The following is an 18856-nucleotide window of genomic DNA, read 5'->3' on the forward strand; positions in this document are numbered from 1 at the left end:
TGCCTTTACTTTATTTCAATTTGCCCATTCCGATTATAATCCTGAACGGCCGACCGACTTGATGATAACTTGTCCATCGTTTCCTGATAATAACTTGAAAGATAAGCGTAAAACAAAATATCAACCACCATGAACTGAGCATGGAGCGAAGTCGTAGCAGCATTACGATTTTTGGCTTCATCCGATCGAACATGATGTAGGTTGATTTCTGCCTGTTTGGTCAGAGAAGAACTACCAAATTGCGTCACTGCAATCGAATAGTAACCCTGTTCTAAAGCCATTTCATTAATTTTCAGCACTTCATGAGTCTCGCCTGAATTAGAAACCGCAATAAAACATGCCTTTTTGTCATTAGCCATCATGCTTGCGATTAAAATATGAGCATCCTGCAAAGCTAAGCACGTTTTACCAGCTCGATTGAATTTCTGCGCCAAATTCTCTGCAACTAAGCTAGAAGCACCAATCCCAAAAACATACATTACATCTGACTGATGAATTACCTGGATCGCCTTTAAAATACTCCCTTCATCCAAAATGGCGCGCGTACTTTCAAGGGCTGTTAACGAATTCCAATAAATTTTGTCTGAAACTTGTTCAATACTTTCTCCGGCTTGAATGCTTGTATCAATTTCGGTCGTCTCTGCATCCAAATCACTCATGACTAGCATTTTTAAATCCGTAAAACTTTCCACCTGAAGACGCTTAGTGAGCCGGATCACCGTTGCAGCAGAGGCATCGGCCAGTTGACCTAATTCAGCAGCTGTCATCCGAATGATCTTTTGAGGTTGTTGCACAATTTGCTCTGCTACCCGAGCCTCAGCCTTCGGCAAGTCATCTTTCAAACTCTCAATTAAAGCTAAAATCTTATTCTTCCTCATCTTTCACCCTCTCTCGTCTCTTAATTTCTATTGCTTTCAATTTCTTTACTTTTTATCCGCTAACTCTAAAGCTTGACGCACAAATCCTTGGCTTTGTACCAATAAATCCTCTGCCTCTTCCTTCGTAGCCTTGGCCAAGACCATCACAATCGCCAGCTTGACTGATCCTGCCAATTCGTAAGCTTCTGATGCTTGACGATACGAAAGACCCGTTGCTTCGGAAATAATCCGTATAGAACGATCGATCAATTTTTGATTCGTCCCTTGAACATCGATCATCAAGTTCTGATAGGCCTTCCCCGTTTTGATCAAACTAGCCGTCGAAATCATATTTAGGACTAATTTCTGAGCTGTTCCCGCCTTCAACCGAGTCGAGCCCGTTAAAACCTCTGGACCTGTCACCACTTCAATGGCAATATTTGCTAAAGCGGAAATATCTGAAGAAGGATTATTCGCAATACTGGCTGTCTTAACTCCACATTCCTTTGCATAAGCTAAGGCGGATTTTACATAGGGAGTCGAGCCCGAAGCTGAAAGACCTATTAAAAAATCATGCTCCGATAACTGGATCGCCTGTAACTCTTCTTGAGCTAACGTTAAGGAATCTTCTGCTCCTTCAACTGCCGACTTAATCGCCGTGTCTCCTCCCGCCATCAAGCCAATCACCTGACCCGGCTCAATATCAAAAGTTGGGACACACTCGACTGCATCCAGAATCCCTAAACGACCACTCGTACCAGCCCCAACATAAATTAAACGTCCTCCGGCTTGAAAAGTAGCAATCACCGCTTCAATGACCTGCTCAATTTTTGGCAAAACTTGTTGAATGGCGACAATGACCGACTGGTCTTCCTCATTCATTAATTGAATCATTTCCCGCACAGACATCTGATCTAAATTCATTGAAGCGCAATTTCGCTTTTCGGTTTCCTTATCCATACTTCACCCCGCTAGATCTGTTCTCTTTCTTTATGTACAAAATAATAATAAGCGCCTTTAACATTCTCTTCTTCTAATCTCTGAACTTTTAACCGAGGGTTATAAGTTTCTAACTGTTGGCATACACTCTCAAAAACTTGATCATTCTTCTGAACTAAACTCCCGGCTAAATAGACTTTAAAATCTACTGACGAAGTGATCTCATAACGGTTTAATAAAACGATAATTTGTTCGGCTATCTCCAAACCTGCGTGATAAAGCAAGGCTTCTGCTTGAGCATCTCCCTTGTCTGCATGATCAGCAACCAAACGAGCTAAATCAGCAATCTGATCCTTAGTCGCTTGATAAACCCACTTCGACAAATCAAAAACATCTTGCCAAACTTTCTCTGCAAGGAGACTCACTTCTAATTGAGAATAAAGACAAGCCTTATCATAACGATTCAATACTGACTTTAATAAATGGATGCCGATACTATACGCCGACCCTTCATCACCTAAAAGCTGACCCCAACCACCGACTCTCGTCATTTCGTTGTTAAAATATCCTAACACAATCGAACCTGTTCCTGCGATCGCTAAGATTCCCTCTTCTCCTTGAAGCGCCGCATAAAGAGCAAGCTGACCATCATTCAATAAATAGACGGGATATTCTCCGACAAACATCGCTTTTAAATCCTCCTGGTGAGGACTTGCTTCCAAACCTGCAATACCCAAGACCAAGCCTTGGCAATTCTCACGACCTAATTCCTTTTGGATCTGAGCCACAACCTGTTTAAGATGAGTCTTAGCCCGAGGATAATCCATCACCAGATTGCCAAAACCTGCCTGACATATCCAAAGCTCTTGCCCTTGCTTGTCAAATGCCTTGCCTTTCACTGAGGTTCCACCGGCATCAATTCCGATCATATATTTCACTTGCTTTTCCCCCTCAAAGTTTAAATACTTTTCTTAAGGCGGAACTTCTGCCAAGGCTTAATATGATCCAGAATAAACATTTCTTCCGGACGAATATATCCCACCACATTGGAGCGACCGGAATTTTTCATTTCTTGCAAAGCAATCTGCATCTCACCTGCATAATGGCCATACTCACTTGATTCAATGATAATATCTCCGCGACGAATAAGCTCAGGCGTATTAAAAACTTCAAAATGATGATCTTTGTAAATCACCCTCGATTGAGTAGAACGAATGAAGTATTCACTTACATCCCCTCGATTGAAATGAGTCATTTCGAACAAAATCTTCGCTTCAACTTCAGGAATTTCTGGATGAACTTCCACCTCAAACGTGACGATATTTAAATCTAATCCTTTAAGCGAAGCCATTTCATCATCTGATGGGAAACAGTTGGATATAATGATATCATCAATTTCATCCATCGCAATCAAATGCTTGATTTGAACATCCAGTGGTAGATATCGGTGACGCTCCAAAGTTGGAAGACCATCTGTCACCGGCCATGGACCAAAAGTATCTTCATTCTGACTCGTCACAAAAGCCGCTGTTCGCAAACCATATTGCCTAAAACGACGACTCGTCCGCTTGAAAAAATCCAAACCTAATCCCGAGTACTGATGAGGATAGAAATTGTGGCAACCTAATAAATGATAACGATCCGGTTGAAAATCCATTATGGTATCTAGGGTATGAACATCATTACTCATATTAATTTCAATCTTTAACCCTTCAGGATTAAAAGTCATCAAAGACTCTTCCATCCCCGTATACCCAATATCTAAACGCAAACCATCTGCACCGATCGCTTGGAAGAAGGATAAATCCTGATAAGATATTTCTAACTTATCAAATACCTTTGGAGAGACGTCTACGATGACTTCATAACCCAACTGATGAGCATAATCATTGATCTGCGAAAACCGCTCAATAATAGCCATTTTCTCTTCTTCCGCTGACAACAAACATGAAAAAATACGACGAAAGCCTAATTCAGCAGCTTCAGCTAAATATTTTTTTATAACTTCTATCTCAGATTTTTCGGGATAGATTGATACTCCTAATTGACGCATGCTTTCCTCCTTAATCGACGGTTACCATTACCGCTCTTTCGCTTCCTCGACCACTTCTTCACCCTGCTCTTCTAATAACAACTTCTTATCATATAGCTTTACAAATGGATAGTAGATAGCCGTTGAAAGTAGAATTAAGATAATCGACAATACGGCAGCACGCCAATCCGCACCGGTCGCCAAAAAGGCCCCAATCGGTCCTGGCAAGGTCCAAGCTGGCAAGGCAACTACCCGGTTAATTAATCCCATTGACGTTGCAAACCATGCAATCAGTGCATTTACAATTGGCGCTACAATAAACGGAATCATCAAAACAGGATTTAAGACAATCGGTGCACCAAAGATAAGAGGTTCGTTGATATTAAAGATGGCCGGAATAATCGTTGTTTTACCTAATGTTTTGCCATATTCCGATTTAGTTATCAACAAAGCAAGGGCTAACCCAATAGTGGCTCCTGCTCCACCAATATAGATAAACCACTGATAAAAAGGTTCAGCTGCCACATGCGGAATCGTCGCTCCTGCTGCTAAGGCTTCCGTATTCCCATCAAACAACATCAACCAAATTGGCCGAGCTAAACTTCCCACAATCGAGGCACCATGAATCCCAAAGACCCAAAAGAAAGAATTGAGAAACGTTAACAATAAGACTGAAACAAGCGAATCAGAGGCTGAAACTAAAGGCGTGACCAGTGTCGTCATCATCTCATGTACATCCACTTCTAACCACATGGTAATAGCTGCCACGATAAACAAGATAATAGCAGTGGGTGTTAACGACTCAAAAGAACGCGCAATTGAAGCAGGAACTTGTTCAGGCATCGAAATCTTGAAACCAGATCTTTCAGTCATCCGATAAATTTCCACCGCCAAGATAGCTGTTAGAATCCCAATAAACATTCCTTTCGCACCCAAATTAGCCATCGGTAATTGAAAACCCAGTGGAACTTGCCCAATATACTCTGCTAATTCAGGGTTAGACTTCGCTAATTGGGTTACTGATTCTGGCACTTCCGGTACCATCGTTGGAACGATCGTTAGAAGATAAGCTAATTCAGCCAAAATCCCACCGGATAGAGGATCCAATTGGTAAGACTTTGCCAAAGAATGACCGATTCCAAAGACAGCATACAAGGTCATGATATACATCGAAACACGATAAGGTAATAAAATTTTATCTTGATATTTAGCAATCCACTGAACAAAAGCCCAGTCATTTGGCAACGAATCCGGAAGAAAGGCAACCACCATAAACATCGATGCCACGATAATAATCGGCAGTGTTGCAACAATCCCATCTCTTACGGCCCTCAAATGTCGTTGTTCAGACATTTTAGCCATGGGAGTGGATAATTTCCGATCGAGAAAATCGGCCAGCTTTTCAAACATAATATCCCTCCTATGTCAGATCAAGCACTTGTCCGGCTTCATCTTTAATTTGTTGTAACAAGTATTTTCCACCTATACCGGTGTAGCCCTTGGGGGCGATTTGTAAAATCGGCATCCCTGCTTGATCGGCAATCGGCTTTAAAGTATCAAAACGATGACGAATCTGCGGAGCCACTAGAGCAAGTTGATAATTCCCTTTTGCCACCATTTCTTCAAACATTTGAGACGAAGCCTCATGGACTTCCATAGCAATCCCCTCTTTTGTAGCAGCTTCTCTCAATGATTTAGCCGCAATCGCACTCGACATTCCTGCTGAACAAACTAAAATAACTTTCATGCTAATTTTCCTCCCTATTTTCTAATTTGGCTAAGCGTTGGTTCAAATGAATAAAACGTTCGGCTAAAGAACGAACTTCAATCGCTGACATCAAGTGATCTTGTGCATGTACAAATAGAACCGATACTTGGATATGCTTCCCATTGACCTCATCCGTGATAAGCTGAGTCTGAGTATTGTGAGCTAGTTTCAAAGACTCATCTGCCTCTTTCAACAAAGCTTCTGCCTTTTCAAAATGGCCATTTTCCGACTCCATAATCGCCTCATAGGCTAAAGACTTCGCATTCCCACCATTCGCAATAATTTCAAATATAATTTCTTCCACACTATCCCTCCCTGTTTTGTAAGTGTTTTCAGAGATAGTATAACATAATTTTCGTTTATTTTGAAATATTATTTCTTTTTAATTTTATAAAAACAAAATATTATTTCTAAGTTTTGGAAACCACACCTTTACAGACGCGATAAACTGTGATAAAGTAAATTAATCGTGATTCATTCGGGGGCGTAGCTCAGTTGGGAGAGCGCAACACTGGCAGTGTTGAGGTCGTCGGTTCGAGACCGATCGTCTCCATCTATAATTAAAAAGCCAAGCCGCAAGGAAACTCCTTGCGGCTTGGCTTTTTATCCATTAGTTTTGGTCACACACAATCAAACCCACATTTTAACTAAATGACGGATAGCCCATGGACTCTTTACTTTCAACATCAAATAAATGAATCTTATCCATTTCAAAAGTAAGGTAGCATTCTTCTCCCGGCTGCCAATTACGGATGTCACTAATCACCACCCATTGAGTAGAATTTGTTTCAACATAAATCGCATAATTGGGGCCAAGGTTTTCTGTTTTACTTACATGCGCAAGAAAAGAATTATCAACTTTCTCACGATAAATATGAATATGTTCCGGTCGAATTCCTAGTAAAAAGTTTTGACTCGTAAATTGAGAAAGATGCTCCCCCCATTCAGAACTTAAATGTAATTCTTGCTTTCCAACGGTAATGAGGTTCCCTTGTCTGGATACTTCTTGAATATTCATTTTAGGCGAACCAATAAAAGTAGCAGTAAAAACATTGGCAGGATGATTATATACTTCATCAGGTGTTCCTACCATTTGAATTTCACCCTTATTCATTAAAACAATTCGGTGCCCCATCGTCATCGCCTCTACCTGATCGTGAGTCACATAGACAAAAGTTTGTTGATAGCGATCATGAATTTCAATCAGTTGATTTCTCGCCGATTGGCGGAGCGCCACATCTAAATTAGACAGAGGTTCATCTAGTAAGAAAAACTTTGAGCGCTTAACCAAGGCTCGCGCCAAAGCTACTCGCTGACGCTGCCCTCCAGAAAGGTCTTTAGGTAAACGATCTCGATAATTGACCAAGTCTAACATTTCTAAAGCACTATTCAAGCGTTCTTGTATTTCAGATTTAGCAACTTTATTAGCCCTTAAAGCAAAGGTAATATTATCTTGCACGGTCATATTTGGATAGAGGGCATAATTTTGAAACACCATGGCAATGTCCCTTTGACCGCTCGGTAATGGCGTGACCTCTTTGCCGCCCAAATAAATATGACCTGAAGTTACTTCTTCTAAACCGGCAATCATGCGTAAGGTTGTCGACTTTCCACATCCAGAAGGCCCTAAGAAGATGACACGCTCCCCTTCCTTAATCGTTAGATTAATTTTATCAATTACTTTTGTTGAGCCATAACATTTAGAAACATCTTCCAATTCAATTCCTACCATAAATTACCCTCCTTATTTTATACCGGAAGAGGTAAAGCTTCCAATAATATATCGCTGAAAGATTAAATATAAACTTAGCGGAACAATAATCGTAATCACTGTGACTGCCATTGCTACTGTAAAATTCGTCCCACCTTCTGCCGAAATAAAATTTTGCAAAGCAATCGGCAAAGTATAATGTTCAACCGAACTTAGAATAATTTTCGGCCAAACATATTCATTCCAAGTCGTAATGAAATACCAAATACTGACTGATGTCACCGCATGGCGCGTAATGGGAAAAACAATGCCTCTAATAATCTCAAGATCAGAAACATTATCGAGCTTAGCTGCCTCAATAATGGGCTTAGGTATTTGTCGCATGGTCTGAACCAACAAGAAAATTCCGGTTGCATCGGCCAATTGTGGCAAGATGACTCCCCAATTGCTGTCCAAAAAATTCCACTCTGACATCAATAAATAGTTAGGGATCATCGTGACTGTGAAAGGGATGAAGATCGTTGAAATCAAAGCAAAATATAATAGACGGTAACCATAGAATTTAAAGAAAGTAATCGCATAAGCAGCAAAATAGGACGTCACCATCCTGACGAAAGTCGTAACACTTGCTACAATAAAAGTATTGAGCGTAATTTTAACAATCGGTAAAGTTTCTGCTAAGTATTGATAATTTTCAAAGGTAAAAGGATGAGGGATTAAATTAAGAATCGAATTATATGCATCTTGTAACGTCTTAAATGAATTACTAATCCCAAAGATAATGGGATAGATCGATAGAATAATTATCCCTATAAATAAGAGGTGAAATGCATTGGATTTTCCATCTTTAATTTTCATAATAGACCCCTCTTTCCACAAAGACATATTCAATGACCAATAACACCACGCAGATCAAAAGCGTAATCACCGATAAAGCAGCCGATTCTCCCGTTTTAAAAGTAATAAAACCTAAACGATAGGATTCATAAATAATATTAGAGCTGCCGTAATTCGGTCCTCCCTGTGTTAGAACAGAAATCGGAGTAAAGACATATTGTAAGGCTTGAACCACCGAAATGATCAAGACGTAAATCCCGGTCGCACTGGATAAAGGAAGGACCATTTGCGTAAAAATACGAAAATTGGAAATATTATCTACCTTAGCCGATTCAATTATTTCTTGATCAATCCCAGAAACGGCAGCATATAACAGAATAAAATTATAGCCAAACACTTTCCAAATCACGACTAAAGCAATCACAAAGATCACCCAGCCATCTGTATTGGACCAGAAAGGCATAGCAACGCCCACACTTCTCAAGATTAAAGCCACAGGTCCTGATAAGGGGTTCAGAATCCAAGCAAATAACATGGAGGCCACGACTAATGACATTACAGCGGGTACAAACAAGGCCCCTTTGTAGAAATCAATAAAACGAGGAACCAAGCGATCCAGAATAAAGGCCAAGATATAAGGAATCACAAAGGCAAATAAAGCAATCCAAAGGATATACTGCACACTATTCCACATGATTTTACTGGTTAAGGGATTCGAGAATAATTTCATATAATTATCAAACCCAACAAAATCTTTATCAGCAGAAATCATATTCCACCTAAAGAAACTTAAATAAATGGTGTAAATCAATGGCCAAACAATAAAAACACCAAACAAGACCAACGTCGGTAACAGATAGAGAACACTTTGAAAGTTATTTTGTTGCTTAATTTTCATAAGATCCTCCCTATTTCTCATAAGACTTATTTAAATCACTCATTTGAACCGGATCCGTTATTTTATAAATTTGATAGTCAGGCTGAATCATTCTTGGAGCAATCGTTAAACCGCTAGCTTCTGTATACTCCACCATGGTATAGCCATTCACATTCGAGAAAGCTTGCGAATAATCTGACATTTTTTCCAAACCAAAAGCCATGGCATAATTCGTATATTGGCACACCTGATGATAAAAATTCACAGCAGGTGAATGCGTATGCCCCGTAAAGACTCCCCTTACGTCATAAGGTTTTAGCGTTTCTAAGAACGGTAGTGGCTCTTCAAATGTAAATTGATCAAAATAATGCCCCCCAATCACAGGATGATGCATAAAAATCAATTTGGGATGGTCATTCTTAGCCAAACATGCTTTTAACCATTCAATTTGATGATCCTCAAGGATGCCACTATGACTATAAGGCTTCGAACTATCTAAAAAGATAAAGTGAAAACCATCCAGAACCTGGTCATAATCTAAGCAGTCTGACTTTGCTTCAGAATAAATTCCTTCATAAAAAGCTTGCTTATCATCATGATTCCCTAAGGTATAATAAATGGTTTTATTCTGAAATTTATCCCTTAATAACTCGTTTAATTTTTGATATTCTTCTGCCACTCCATCATGAACCAAATCACCTGTGACAATAATAAAATCAATCGATGGCAGATTTTCTTGTTGAAGAATGATGTCTAATTTTTCTGTTAAAGGACGTTGGGCCATTAAGGTCATTTTTAATTCTGGATCTTTATACTCTAATGAAAAATGAGTATCTGATAAATGCAAAAATTTCATAATACACTCTCCTAAACTCTCACTAAACAAAAAGAAAAGTGTTGATATATTTACCAACAACTTTTCTCATTAAGATTGTTAAATGGATTATTGTAGTAAATTATTAATCTCTTCTTGAACACGCGGTAAAGCATCAGCTGGTTCTTCACTACCTGTTAAGATTGAATCACGCATATCTAATAATAATTGTTCTGCTTCCAGACCTGCATCTCCTGGGAAAGAAGCCCATTTATTCACTTTGTCCATTTGATTAATCGCAGCTTCCATCATTGGATTCTCTTCTAGAAATTTCATCATTTCTTCTGAATCCATTACAGAACTTGTCGAAGGAACATATCCTGTCCCCTCTGTCCACGCTAAGACATTCTCATTCTCATATAGGAATTTCAAGAATTCCCAAGTCGCTTCCTGAACTTTTTCATCTTGTGCTGTCATTACTAACATGGCACCTCCCGCAGGAATTTGAGATTCTTTCCCTTCGAAGGCAGGTGAAGTCGTGGTCGCAACATCAAATTTGGCATTGGACTGAATATTAGTTCTTTGAGCAATGGTCGTATACACCATCGCAATTTCCCCTTGGATAAACGATTGAACCCCTTGATCCCATGGTAAATTAACGGCTGTCTCATCTTTTAACACCATATCCGCCCATAGTTGATAAGCATCGATTCCTTCTTGCGAAGCAAAAGCCGCTTTACCGTCTTCGATAAATTTAGCGCCATTGGATTCTAACAAACCTTGCGTCCCCCAGTTATCAGCAGGTTGTTGTAAATAGAAACCATACTTACCTGTTTTGTCTTTAATCGTTGCAGCGAATTCCTTTACTTCTTCCCATGTTTTGGGACCATTTTCATCTAAGCCCGCTTCACGTAAAAGATCTCGGTTCAAATACAGCACAGGATTGGAAACCGAATATGGTAAACCTACTAAAGAGTCTTCTTTATTTTTGGCCAACTCTAATACGTTGGGTAAGAATGTTTTTTCCAGATAATCAGCATTTTCTGAATCAAATTGATCGATAATAGTCTGTGGTTCAACATAATCAAAATTTTCAGAGAAATAATCAACAAATTGCCATCCGATTTGAACCACATCTGGCGTATTATCTCCCGCAACCGCAGCCTGCATATTCTGCATTAATCCTTTATACATATCTGGATTATAAGTTGCGACTACCTCAATCGTATCTTGCGACTCATTAAATTTCTTTACTAATTCTGTGACGGTTTGTCCGCCTTGAGTATCCGCATTCACATGCCAATAATTGACGGTCACTTTCTCTTCAGCTGCTACGGTTTGAACCCCCAAGCCACCTGCTAATGTGCTTAATCCTAAGATCCCAGCTAATACTTTTGTCAAAACTTTTCTCATCTTTCATTCCCCCCAAACAAGATTTTGTACGAACTTACATGAATTATACACATACAGCGTAAATTTCTTGTTAATTTACTGTAAATTTTATGTAAATGAAAAAGTTAAAGATTTTTCAATATGATGTTGTCTTGTCAATATTTCGAAACAAACTCTTTTGATTAGTCATTCCCTTCGCTTGATGTCTCTCGATAAAATCACATAATCAGGTTAAAAAATAGGCTACTTATTCTCGGACAATCCCGACAACAAGTAACCTCTTTTCCTAATTTATATTTTTTTCAACCTTCAACGTCACGTTAAAATACTTCTCCTTCAACTTTTTCTAATGGCAACTGAATACTTGCGATCAAACCTGGATCACCGAAAGAAAATTGAAGTTTCCCCCCATGCAATTTAATTATTTGCTTACTAATGATAATCCCCATTCCATGAGCCGCATAGTTACTCTCTTTAGTATTCAATTCTTCAATCATTCCAAGCTCAATCGTTCCGTTGTCACTCACCACCAAGACAATACCTTCTTCATTGGCAGTTATACTTACTTTAAGCTGAACTTCTTGATTATGTTGTATACTATTCAACAATAAATTATTAATGGCCCGTTCAAGTAAGCTAGGAATACCCAAAATCGTCGCTTTCGTTTCTTCAAGATTTATCTCCATATCGACGTCGGAATAAGTATTCATAAACTCACTTAGACATTGACGAATAAAGGGATCGACCAAAATCTCATCCAGATTCTTGAGTCCACTTGGATTATCCAAAAGATACATGAGATTGAGATTCGAAATAATTTCTTGCATTCGCTGCACTTGAGACTGAATGAGAGATAATTCTTTCTTTGATCCTTCCAACCACTCCAAACGATGGACATTCGCCATAATCAGCGTCAAGGGATTCCGTAAATCATGACTAACACCACGAATCCAATGATCTCGATCCTTTTGATTCTCCTGCATCGTTTCTGAAGCTTGATTTAAGGTTTCTTTGATTTCGCTGAAGTTCCCTTGGACATCCAACTTAACAAATTGATTATTCTTCAAACAATGAACCGCTTCATTGATTGGTTTTAATTCTTCATTTAAACGAAAACGTCCTCTAAAATAGATGATAAATATCATCGCTAACATCCCCAAGAAGAGAATAAGTGCCATTATAAAGATTCTACGCATCAGATCAAACTTATAAAAATTATCTGGCAGTTTATCATAAGAACGTTTTGGATAGCCCAGAACAAGAATACTCTTCTCACTTGGAAAGGTAAACACAGGATAATCCTCTAAATACCAGCGAGTAAATCTCACGATATCGCGATTAGAGTAAGAGCGATTCAACTTTTGAGGTAACAAATAGGATTGCCTAATGTCTCCTTGATCATCTAGCTCCATCATCCAAATCTGTTCTGATTCCAAAAGCGCTTTGTTTTGATCGTTTAAAACAAACTCATTATCATTGTTTATTAATTCATTGAAAACCGCATCAGGATAAGTTTCACTTTGACTCTGTTCATATTCAAAAAAAACTAAATAGCCAACAAACAACACTATTCCTAGCAATGTTAAACCGACTATTACAGCAATATATATCAATAACTGGCGTGCAAAAAATTTAAACATTGTCATGATCTGATACCTCTAATTTATAACCTAAGCCCTTAACAGTCATCAGGTGTTTAGGATTCGAAGGATCTTTTTCAATCTTTTGACGAATTTTACTAATATGTGCCATTAACGAATTATTATACCCATCAAAAGCTTGCCCCCATACTTTCGCCATTAAACTATCAAAGGTGACAATCTTATTTTTTTGGTCGAGTAATACACGGAGAATCGCATATTCTTTTGCTGTTAAGGGATATGTTTCAGAATTTCTCACAACCACTGCTCGACTAAAATCGATTAGACTCGTGCTTAATTGAACGGTCTCCTGATTATCGGGGTAAGCCCTCTTCAAAATAGAGGTGACACGCAAAACCAAATCTTTTGTTTGAAAAGGTTTAACAATATAATCATCGGCTCCTAATTCAAAACCTCGATATTGTTTCTGTAGGTCAGAAATAGCTGATAAAAAGAGCACTGGCAAACGTGACGTTTGCCTTATTTCTTTTAATAAATCAAACCCATTCCCATCCGGTAACAAAATATCGAGAATCACTATATCAAAAGCATCTTGTGCAAAACATTCTAAGGCCATCTGAAAATTTGAAGCCAAAGTCAGCGACTGAAAACCTGCTTCAAACAAAATATTTTGAATTAACATTCTAATTTCATCATGGTCTTCTACAATCAGTATTTTTCTTTGATAAATAGACATCTTAATACCTCTTTTCCTGTCCATTATATCATGCATATAAGAAGAGACGGATGATATTGTCATGATTTAAGGGAGAATTAAGGAAGACATCATCGAGGCTTAAGGCTCATTCATTATGATGGAATTGAGGTGATAATAATGAAAGAAATAATCAGATTTGAAGAAGTCGCAAAAATTTATGACAAGAAACCCGTCGTCAATATTACAGAATTAATCATCAATAAAAGAGAAATTTATGGTTTGATTGGTCCTAATGGAGCAGGAAAGTCCACCATTATGAAGATGATTTGTGGCTTACAAGAAGCTAGTAGTGGTCAAGTAAGCATCCAGGGGCAGCCTTTCTCACACAAGAATCGAAGAAAAATAGTCAGTCAAATAGGCTCTTTAATTGAAGCACCCTCTTATTATGAACATTTAACCGGATTCGAAAATATGAAAATAGTTAGTCAATTGAAGAAGTTAACAATTGAAGAAGCAAATAGTGCTTTAGAAGAAGTCGGTTTAGGAAAACATAAAGACAAGAAAATCAAACATTATTCCTTAGGAATGAAACAACGCTTAGGAGTCGCCATGGCGCTAATTGGCCGTCCTCCTATTATAATTCTTGATGAGCCCACTAATGGATTAGATCCCCAAGCAAAAGAAGAAATTCGTCATCTGATCCGTGATTTGCCGGATAAATACGATGCGACGGTGATGGTATCTTCCCACGCCTTAGATGAAATTGAACGAATGGTCTCTCAAATTGGAATTATTGGGCACGGAGAAATGCTTTATCAAGGTACCATCGAGGATTTCAAACGGCACCAAAGCCGAGCCATTCTTATGAAAACGTCAGATAATCAATTAGCCGCTTCCCTGCTCTCGATGCCAAATGCCATTATAACGGACAACATACTAAAGTTTTCTTATGTAAATGATCAAATAATTGCAGATTATCTCAAACGTTTAATAACAGCTAATATTGAAGTTTATCGTATATATGAAGAACATAAAAGCCTCGAAGAATTATTTATTGAATTTACCCATGATTTAACCTTAACAGGAGGTGAATAGTGATGAATATTGATTTAAATCAACTCGAGCGTTCTAAATATTCGAGTGTGATGTTCATTATCATCTCCGTTATTATCTTAATAGTAAATGTGGGAGCCTGTATTCCTATATTAGGAAACGGTGTTGAGTCTGAACATATTTGGTTCTCTTTAATGGATGCTTTCGCTTTCTTCCAGTTAATTTTAGCACCATTAGTCATTGCTTCACTATACACCTTATGTGTTCAAGTAGAAAATAAACACAATATGTGGAAAATTATCAAATCAAGTGGTATTGACTTGAATCGTGTTTTTCACATCAAATTTTGGTTTATACAGAAAAAATTAATCGCCCTATACCTATTACAATTGTTAACCCTAATCATTGTGGGTAAGAGCTTAGGAATTCAACTTCCAATTCCATGGTTAGATCTTGGATTCTACGCCCTCTCCCTTATTGGTATTAATTTCGCTTTAAGTGCGGTTCATTATTACTTGGCTTTACGCTTTGAAAATCCAATGTTAGGAATGGCTATTGCTGTATTTGGAGCATTATCAGGAATAGGGTTTTCATTAATATCCAAAATGCTCACGTATTTTGTTCCATACTCTTGGTATTCTTTCTTAATTAGAATCCAACATAATTTTGTTGACGGCAAATTGACTCAACATTTAATTTCTCCCAATATATACCCATTGCTAGCCAGTATCATATTAGGAATCATCTTTTATCAATTAGGCCAAAAAGTGGAGGTGGAAGCATAATATGTCTCTTTTCAAAATAGAAATAACTAAACTGAAAGGCTCACTCCTATGGATTCCCTTAGCGCTCCTTCCTATTCTCTCTGTGGGTTATGGGACAATTAATTATGTTGCGAATAAAGAAGTTCTTGCTCGAGAATGGGCAAGCTTATGGACTCAAGTCTTTCTATTCTATGGGGCATTCTTTTATCCCTTTATTATTGGGATCGTCACAGCTTTTATTTGGCATAATGAACATAAACGAAATGGTCTCCAGTTATTGTTGACTGCAGCTTACTCTTATAAAAAAATCATAATGACTAAAATGTTAGTGGCTCTGAGCGCTTTGACTGTCATTCAAATTTATTTCATTAGTCTCTATTTCTTAGTAGGAAGTTTTTTGTCTTTCGAGCAAAATCCTCCTTTTAGTTTATGTTTCTGGATGATCATCATCACTTTACTATCATTGGTCCAAGTGTCTTTCCAATCTTATCTTTCGTTAAAAATTAAGAATTTTTCAATCCCTGTGCTACTTTCTTTGATCTTTGGAATCGTCACCTATCTAGGTTGCGCTCAAAACAAACTAGTTGAAGTCCAATATATCTTCGGAGCAGCTAATATCAGTCTAGCAATGAATAATCAATTTCCTGATATTTCCCTTACTTTATTGGAATGGATGAAGTTGATTGGTTGGGCAGGTTTACTAATCAGCGGTTTTACCTATTTACAAGTACGTTATTTAGAGAAGCTAACAAGATGACTTTCACATAAGTAACTACAGCATAAATACAGTATAATTTCTATCTGACCCCGTACTAGTACCACTACTTGCACAATATAGTAGGGCCATAGATACTTATCGCGGCTTTTGACTTCGATAATAAATCCCATATTTTTAATTTCTCCTACTATCAATCAAGAAGCAGTTCTTTCTTCAAAACTTGAAAGGCCTCACGCAACTTTAGGAGATGTCTTAACTATGAAGCAGGTAATAAGGTAGATGTAGAAAGCGATGAAATCCAAGAATAATTAACTATAGGAAATCTTTATTTTATGCTTTAGAAAACATAGGCACTATCCATTCCGAAGCTTGCCTCTGTCAAGCTGGATAAGATAAGGGAGAGCTCAAAAAGACCAGACGTTCTATTGAACTTCATCTAATCAATAACAACCACCTCCTTTTTTAAAGGAGGTGGTTATTAACTAAGCATTTAAATAATCAAAGGCTGCTACTACAAATGAAGCAGCTACATTTATTAATTCATCTTCATCAAAATCAAACATGGCATGGTGATGACCATTAAATTGACCCTTAATACTTCTTGGATTTGCCATAAATAAAAAGCAACTCGGAATATTCTGAGAAAAGAAGGCAAAATCCTCTCCTCCCATCATACACTCTTTCGTTTGTTCTATCTTAGACTCCCCCCAAAATTGGGTTAATGATTGTACCGTTTCAAAGGTAACGGATGAATCATTTACTAAGGCAGGATATTTGTAATCATAAGTTAAACAGCATTCAACCCCAAAAGCAATTGACATTCCTCGACAGATTTCTTGCAGTCTTTTTTCAATAAATTGCCTAGTGGTCTCACTAATCGCTCGAACCGTTCCTTCGATAAAAACATCATCCGGAATCACGTTCTGATTAAAGCCCCCTGAAACATGCGTCACAGAAATCACCACAGGTTCACTCGCTTTAATATTTCGACTTTTTATCGTCTGAATAGCCCCCACAATTTGATTCGCTACAATAATAGGATCATCAGCATTCTCTGGATAAGCACCATGATATCCTTTGCCACACACCTTTATAGCAAAACGATCCATCGAGGCCATCATAGGGCCTTCTTTATAAGAGATTTTTCCAGGAGGGATGCTGGTATCCAAATGACCGATATGAAACCCCAACATTCGTGTCACTTTCGGTTGTTCTAAAACCCCCTCTTGAATCATGGGTAAAGCTCCACCAGGATATTCTTCTCCTGGTTGAAAGATTAACTTTATCTTTCCCTTAAATAATTCTCTATGCTGGTTGAGAAAAGAAGCGACCCCTAATAATACTGCCGTATGTCCATCATGACCGCACGCATGCATATTGTCATTATGCGAAGCAAAAGCTAAACCCGTTTTTTCCACGATTGGTAATCCATCCATATCGGCTCTTAATCCGATTACCTTGTCATTCTCTTTTCCACCTTTTTCCCCTTCAATGACCACACTTAAACCATTGCCATTGATATATTCTTCAACAGACAGGCCCAAGGTTCGTAAGTGGTTTTTGACGTAGGCAATCGTTTTAGGGAGCTCTAAGCCAATTTCTGGTATCTGATGTAACTCTCTTCGATGGCAAATTATTTCTCGTTCAAGTAAAAATAAATCATCTATCTGACCCTTTTCCATTCGTTTGCACCTATTCACTTAGAAATTTAATGAGCGCTTGAGTGGTATTCATCAGCTCATCTATTTCTAAATATTCCTCTGTGGTATGGACCTTTTGCATTCCAACCCCAATGATCGCGGCATTAAAACCTTCACCCGCAAAGAAATTCGCATCCGATCCTCCACCAATAATTTGATCTTCTGCTTTAACTCCAACTTCTTGATAAGCATCGATCATTTCATTCACAAATTTTAACTCATCTTGCGATCTTAACTCAGGGTATTCACAGTGATTCTTAAATTCATAATCATCCGCATATTTCTTAATAATTGTTTCAAAATTCGACAAAATATTTTCTACTTTTTCTTGAGAATGAGATCTTATCTCACCCGTAAAGGTACATTCATCTGGCACCACATTGCTAGGAAATTCAGCATGAATCGTTGAAATATTTGCTGTTGTGAAGTCATCAATGCGTAAGATGTCCATTTCAGAAATGATTTGGCTAGCAAGTTTAATCGCATTTTTTCCCTTTTCTGGTTCGATCCCAGCATGTGCTTTAATTCCTCTTATTGTGACAGAAAATTTATAACAAGTAGGAGCTTGATAAGCCACTTTATCAGCCTTACCAGCATTATCAACTACAATGATATTTTTAGCAGGTTGAATGTGTTTATAAACATTTTCCCAGTCGATATGGCGAGCTCCTAACATACTTTGCTCTTCGCCCGGAGTAATGATAACGTAAATATCTTGATGATCAAGATGATGTTTCTTAAGATACTCAATTGAAGATAGAATCGCTGCTAATCCTGCCTTGTCATCTCCCCCAAGAGTTGTCGTGCCATCCGTCTTCCAGATCTTCTCTTCTTTTATAATATTTAGATTCTCATTTGGCTGAATCACATCAGTATGACCGTTTAAGGTAACACCTTCTCCAGGTATATTTCCCTTTATCTTGGCAAACACAACGGGAGAATCTCCCCCATATTGTGCTTGATTATGATCTAGATATATTTCCGCTTCTAACTCTTCTAGAAATTGAATAATATATTCCGTCATTTTACTTTCTTGCTTACTGGGTGAGTGGATCAACAACATTTCCTCCAGAATCTGTAAAGTTCTTTCTCTCAT

General features: G+C 38.1%; 20 protein-coding genes and 1 tRNA gene. 5 read left to right on the forward strand and 16 right to left on the reverse strand.

Annotated features, from left to right (window positions below):
• Nucleotides 1-5: 5 nt before the first annotated feature.
• The 7 genes from HZY91_RS02295 to HZY91_RS02325 are packed head-to-tail and all read right to left on the reverse strand — an operon-like array spanning nt 6 to nt 5900.
• Nucleotides 6-878: a MurR/RpiR family transcriptional regulator gene (locus tag HZY91_RS02295; protein ID WP_197114282.1), complete on the reverse strand. Its 873-nt coding sequence runs from the start codon at nt 876-878 to the stop codon at nt 6-8.
• Between the two features lie 45 nt (nt 879-923).
• On the reverse strand, nt 924-1817 hold the full coding sequence (murQ, locus tag HZY91_RS02300; RefSeq protein WP_197114284.1) for an N-acetylmuramic acid 6-phosphate etherase: 894 nt from the start codon (nt 1815-1817) through the stop codon (nt 924-926).
• An 11-nt stretch (nt 1818-1828) separates the two neighbouring features.
• Entirely contained in the window at nt 1829-2725 is an 897-nt protein-coding gene (locus tag HZY91_RS02305) for an N-acetylglucosamine kinase (protein WP_235991580.1), read from the reverse strand.
• Between the two features lie 29 nt (nt 2726-2754).
• Nucleotides 2755-3849, reverse strand: a complete 1095-nt coding sequence (locus HZY91_RS02310; protein WP_197114288.1) for a DUF871 domain-containing protein — start codon at nt 3847-3849, stop codon at nt 2755-2757.
• Between the two features lie 27 nt (nt 3850-3876).
• Nucleotides 3877-5238, reverse strand: a complete 1362-nt coding sequence (locus HZY91_RS02315) for a PTS sugar transporter subunit IIC (protein WP_197114290.1) — start codon at nt 5236-5238, stop codon at nt 3877-3879.
• Nucleotides 5239-5248: 10 nt separating this feature from the next.
• A complete protein-coding gene (locus tag HZY91_RS02320) occupies nt 5249-5575 on the reverse strand; it encodes a PTS sugar transporter subunit IIB (RefSeq protein ID WP_197114292.1) in 327 nt (108 codons plus the stop codon).
• Nucleotide 5576: 1 nt separating this feature from the next.
• Nucleotides 5577-5900 (reverse strand): PTS lactose/cellobiose transporter subunit IIA, encoded by a 324-nt coding sequence (locus HZY91_RS02325; RefSeq protein ID WP_328751573.1) that lies wholly within the window; start codon nt 5898-5900, stop codon nt 5577-5579.
• Between the two features lie 176 nt (nt 5901-6076).
• On the opposite strand from HZY91_RS02325, the gene HZY91_RS02330 reads away from it, so the two are divergent.
• Nucleotides 6077-6149: transfer RNA gene (locus HZY91_RS02330), tRNA-Ala, on the forward strand.
• A gap of 90 nt (nt 6150-6239) precedes the next feature.
• On the opposite strand, the gene HZY91_RS02335 is transcribed toward HZY91_RS02330, so the two are convergent.
• The 7 genes from HZY91_RS02335 to HZY91_RS02365 all read right to left on the reverse strand — a co-directional run bounded on the left by HZY91_RS02335 (nt 6240) and on the right by HZY91_RS02365 (nt 13564).
• A complete protein-coding gene (locus tag HZY91_RS02335) occupies nt 6240-7328 on the reverse strand; it encodes an ABC transporter ATP-binding protein (RefSeq protein ID WP_197114294.1) in 1089 nt (362 codons plus the stop codon).
• 12 nt (nt 7329-7340) lie between these two features.
• Nucleotides 7341-8165, reverse strand: coding sequence for a carbohydrate ABC transporter permease (locus HZY91_RS02340; protein WP_197114296.1), 825 nt, complete (start codon nt 8163-8165; stop codon nt 7341-7343).
• Complete coding sequence (locus tag HZY91_RS02345; RefSeq protein WP_197114298.1) at nt 8155-9042, reverse strand: carbohydrate ABC transporter permease; 888 nt, start codon at nt 9040-9042, stop codon at nt 8155-8157. Before HZY91_RS02345 ends, HZY91_RS02340 begins: the two co-directional genes overlap by 11 nt.
• 10 nt (nt 9043-9052) lie before the next feature.
• Complete coding sequence (locus HZY91_RS02350; RefSeq protein ID WP_197114300.1) at nt 9053-9877, reverse strand: metallophosphoesterase family protein; 825 nt, start codon at nt 9875-9877, stop codon at nt 9053-9055.
• Nucleotides 9878-9964: 87 nt separating this feature from the next.
• Nucleotides 9965-11248: an ABC transporter substrate-binding protein gene (locus tag HZY91_RS02355; protein ID WP_197114302.1), complete on the reverse strand. Its 1284-nt coding sequence runs from the start codon at nt 11246-11248 to the stop codon at nt 9965-9967.
• A gap of 299 nt (nt 11249-11547) precedes the next feature.
• On the reverse strand, nt 11548-12873 hold the full coding sequence (locus HZY91_RS02360) for a sensor histidine kinase (RefSeq protein WP_197114304.1): 1326 nt from the start codon (nt 12871-12873) through the stop codon (nt 11548-11550).
• Nucleotides 12860-13564 carry a response regulator transcription factor gene (locus tag HZY91_RS02365; protein ID WP_197114306.1) on the reverse strand — a complete coding sequence of 235 codons (705 nt, stop codon included), beginning with the start codon at nt 13562-13564 and terminating at the stop codon, nt 12860-12862. The genes HZY91_RS02360 and HZY91_RS02365 overlap by 14 nt, the downstream gene beginning before the upstream one ends.
• A 138-nt stretch (nt 13565-13702) precedes the next feature.
• Here HZY91_RS02365 and HZY91_RS02370 point away from each other — a divergent pair, with 138 nt between their 5' ends.
• From HZY91_RS02370 to HZY91_RS10910, 4 genes are all read left to right on the forward strand, one after another.
• Nucleotides 13703-14620, forward strand: a complete 918-nt coding sequence (locus HZY91_RS02370) for an ABC transporter ATP-binding protein (RefSeq protein WP_197114308.1) — start codon at nt 13703-13705, stop codon at nt 14618-14620.
• Nucleotides 14620-15363: an ABC-2 transporter permease family protein gene (locus HZY91_RS02375; RefSeq protein ID WP_197114310.1), complete on the forward strand. Its 744-nt coding sequence runs from the start codon at nt 14620-14622 to the stop codon at nt 15361-15363. Before HZY91_RS02370 ends, HZY91_RS02375 begins: the two co-directional genes overlap by 1 nt.
• Before the next feature lies 1 nt (nt 15364).
• Nucleotides 15365-16099, forward strand: a complete 735-nt coding sequence (locus tag HZY91_RS02380) for an ABC transporter permease (protein ID WP_197114311.1) — start codon at nt 15365-15367, stop codon at nt 16097-16099.
• A gap of 108 nt (nt 16100-16207) precedes the next feature.
• Complete coding sequence (locus tag HZY91_RS10910; protein WP_235991574.1) at nt 16208-16339, forward strand: Fic/DOC family N-terminal domain-containing protein; 132 nt, start codon at nt 16208-16210, stop codon at nt 16337-16339.
• 203 nt (nt 16340-16542) lie between these two features.
• Here HZY91_RS10910 and HZY91_RS02390 read toward each other — a convergent pair whose 3' ends face one another.
• Nucleotides 16543-17742, reverse strand: coding sequence for a M20 metallopeptidase family protein (locus tag HZY91_RS02390; protein ID WP_197114313.1), 1200 nt, complete (start codon nt 17740-17742; stop codon nt 16543-16545).
• Between the two features lie 10 nt (nt 17743-17752).
• Nucleotides 17753-18856, reverse strand: a complete 1104-nt coding sequence (locus HZY91_RS02395; protein ID WP_197114315.1) for a M20/M25/M40 family metallo-hydrolase — start codon at nt 18854-18856, stop codon at nt 17753-17755.

It is taken from the genome of Facklamia lactis, assembly GCF_015863205.1.
In the GTDB taxonomy this organism is placed as follows: Bacteria; Bacillota; Bacilli; order Lactobacillales; family Aerococcaceae; genus Facklamia; species Facklamia lactis.

Coding starts and splice junctions, on each gene's coding strand:
- HZY91_RS02295 (WP_197114282.1), bottom strand. CDS start 878: ATGAGGAAGAATAAGATTTTAGCTTTAATTGAGAGTTTGAAAGATGAC.
- murQ (WP_197114284.1), bottom strand. CDS start 1,817: ATGGATAAGGAAACCGAAAAGCGAAATTGCGCTTCAATGAATTTAGAT.
- HZY91_RS02305 (WP_235991580.1), bottom strand. CDS start 2,725: ATGATCGGAATTGATGCCGGTGGAACCTCAGTGAAAGGCAAGGCATTT.
- HZY91_RS02310 (WP_197114288.1), bottom strand. CDS start 3,849: ATGCGTCAATTAGGAGTATCAATCTATCCCGAAAAATCTGAGATAGAA.
- HZY91_RS02315 (WP_197114290.1), bottom strand. CDS start 5,238: ATGTTTGAAAAGCTGGCCGATTTTCTCGATCGGAAATTATCCACTCCC.
- HZY91_RS02320 (WP_197114292.1), bottom strand. CDS start 5,575: ATGAAAGTTATTTTAGTTTGTTCAGCAGGAATGTCGAGTGCGATTGCG.
- HZY91_RS02335 (WP_197114294.1), bottom strand. CDS start 7,328: ATGGTAGGAATTGAATTGGAAGATGTTTCTAAATGTTATGGCTCAACA.
- HZY91_RS02340 (WP_197114296.1), bottom strand. CDS start 8,165: ATGAAAATTAAAGATGGAAAATCCAATGCATTTCACCTCTTATTTATA.
- HZY91_RS02345 (WP_197114298.1), bottom strand. CDS start 9,042: ATGAAAATTAAGCAACAAAATAACTTTCAAAGTGTTCTCTATCTGTTA.
- HZY91_RS02350 (WP_197114300.1), bottom strand. CDS start 9,877: ATGAAATTTTTGCATTTATCAGATACTCATTTTTCATTAGAGTATAAA.
- HZY91_RS02355 (WP_197114302.1), bottom strand. CDS start 11,248: ATGAGAAAAGTTTTGACAAAAGTATTAGCTGGGATCTTAGGATTAAGC.
- HZY91_RS02360 (WP_197114304.1), bottom strand. CDS start 12,873: ATGACAATGTTTAAATTTTTTGCACGCCAGTTATTGATATATATTGCT.
- HZY91_RS02365 (WP_197114306.1), bottom strand. CDS start 13,564: ATGTCTATTTATCAAAGAAAAATACTGATTGTAGAAGACCATGATGAA.
- HZY91_RS02370 (WP_197114308.1), top strand. CDS start 13,703: ATGAAAGAAATAATCAGATTTGAAGAAGTCGCAAAAATTTATGACAAG.
- HZY91_RS02380 (WP_197114311.1), top strand. CDS start 15,365: ATGTCTCTTTTCAAAATAGAAATAACTAAACTGAAAGGCTCACTCCTA.
- HZY91_RS02390 (WP_197114313.1), bottom strand. CDS start 17,742: ATGGAAAAGGGTCAGATAGATGATTTATTTTTACTTGAACGAGAAATA.
- HZY91_RS02395 (WP_197114315.1), bottom strand. CDS start 18,856: ATGAGAGAAAGAACTTTACAGATTCTGGAGGAAATGTTGTTGATCCAC.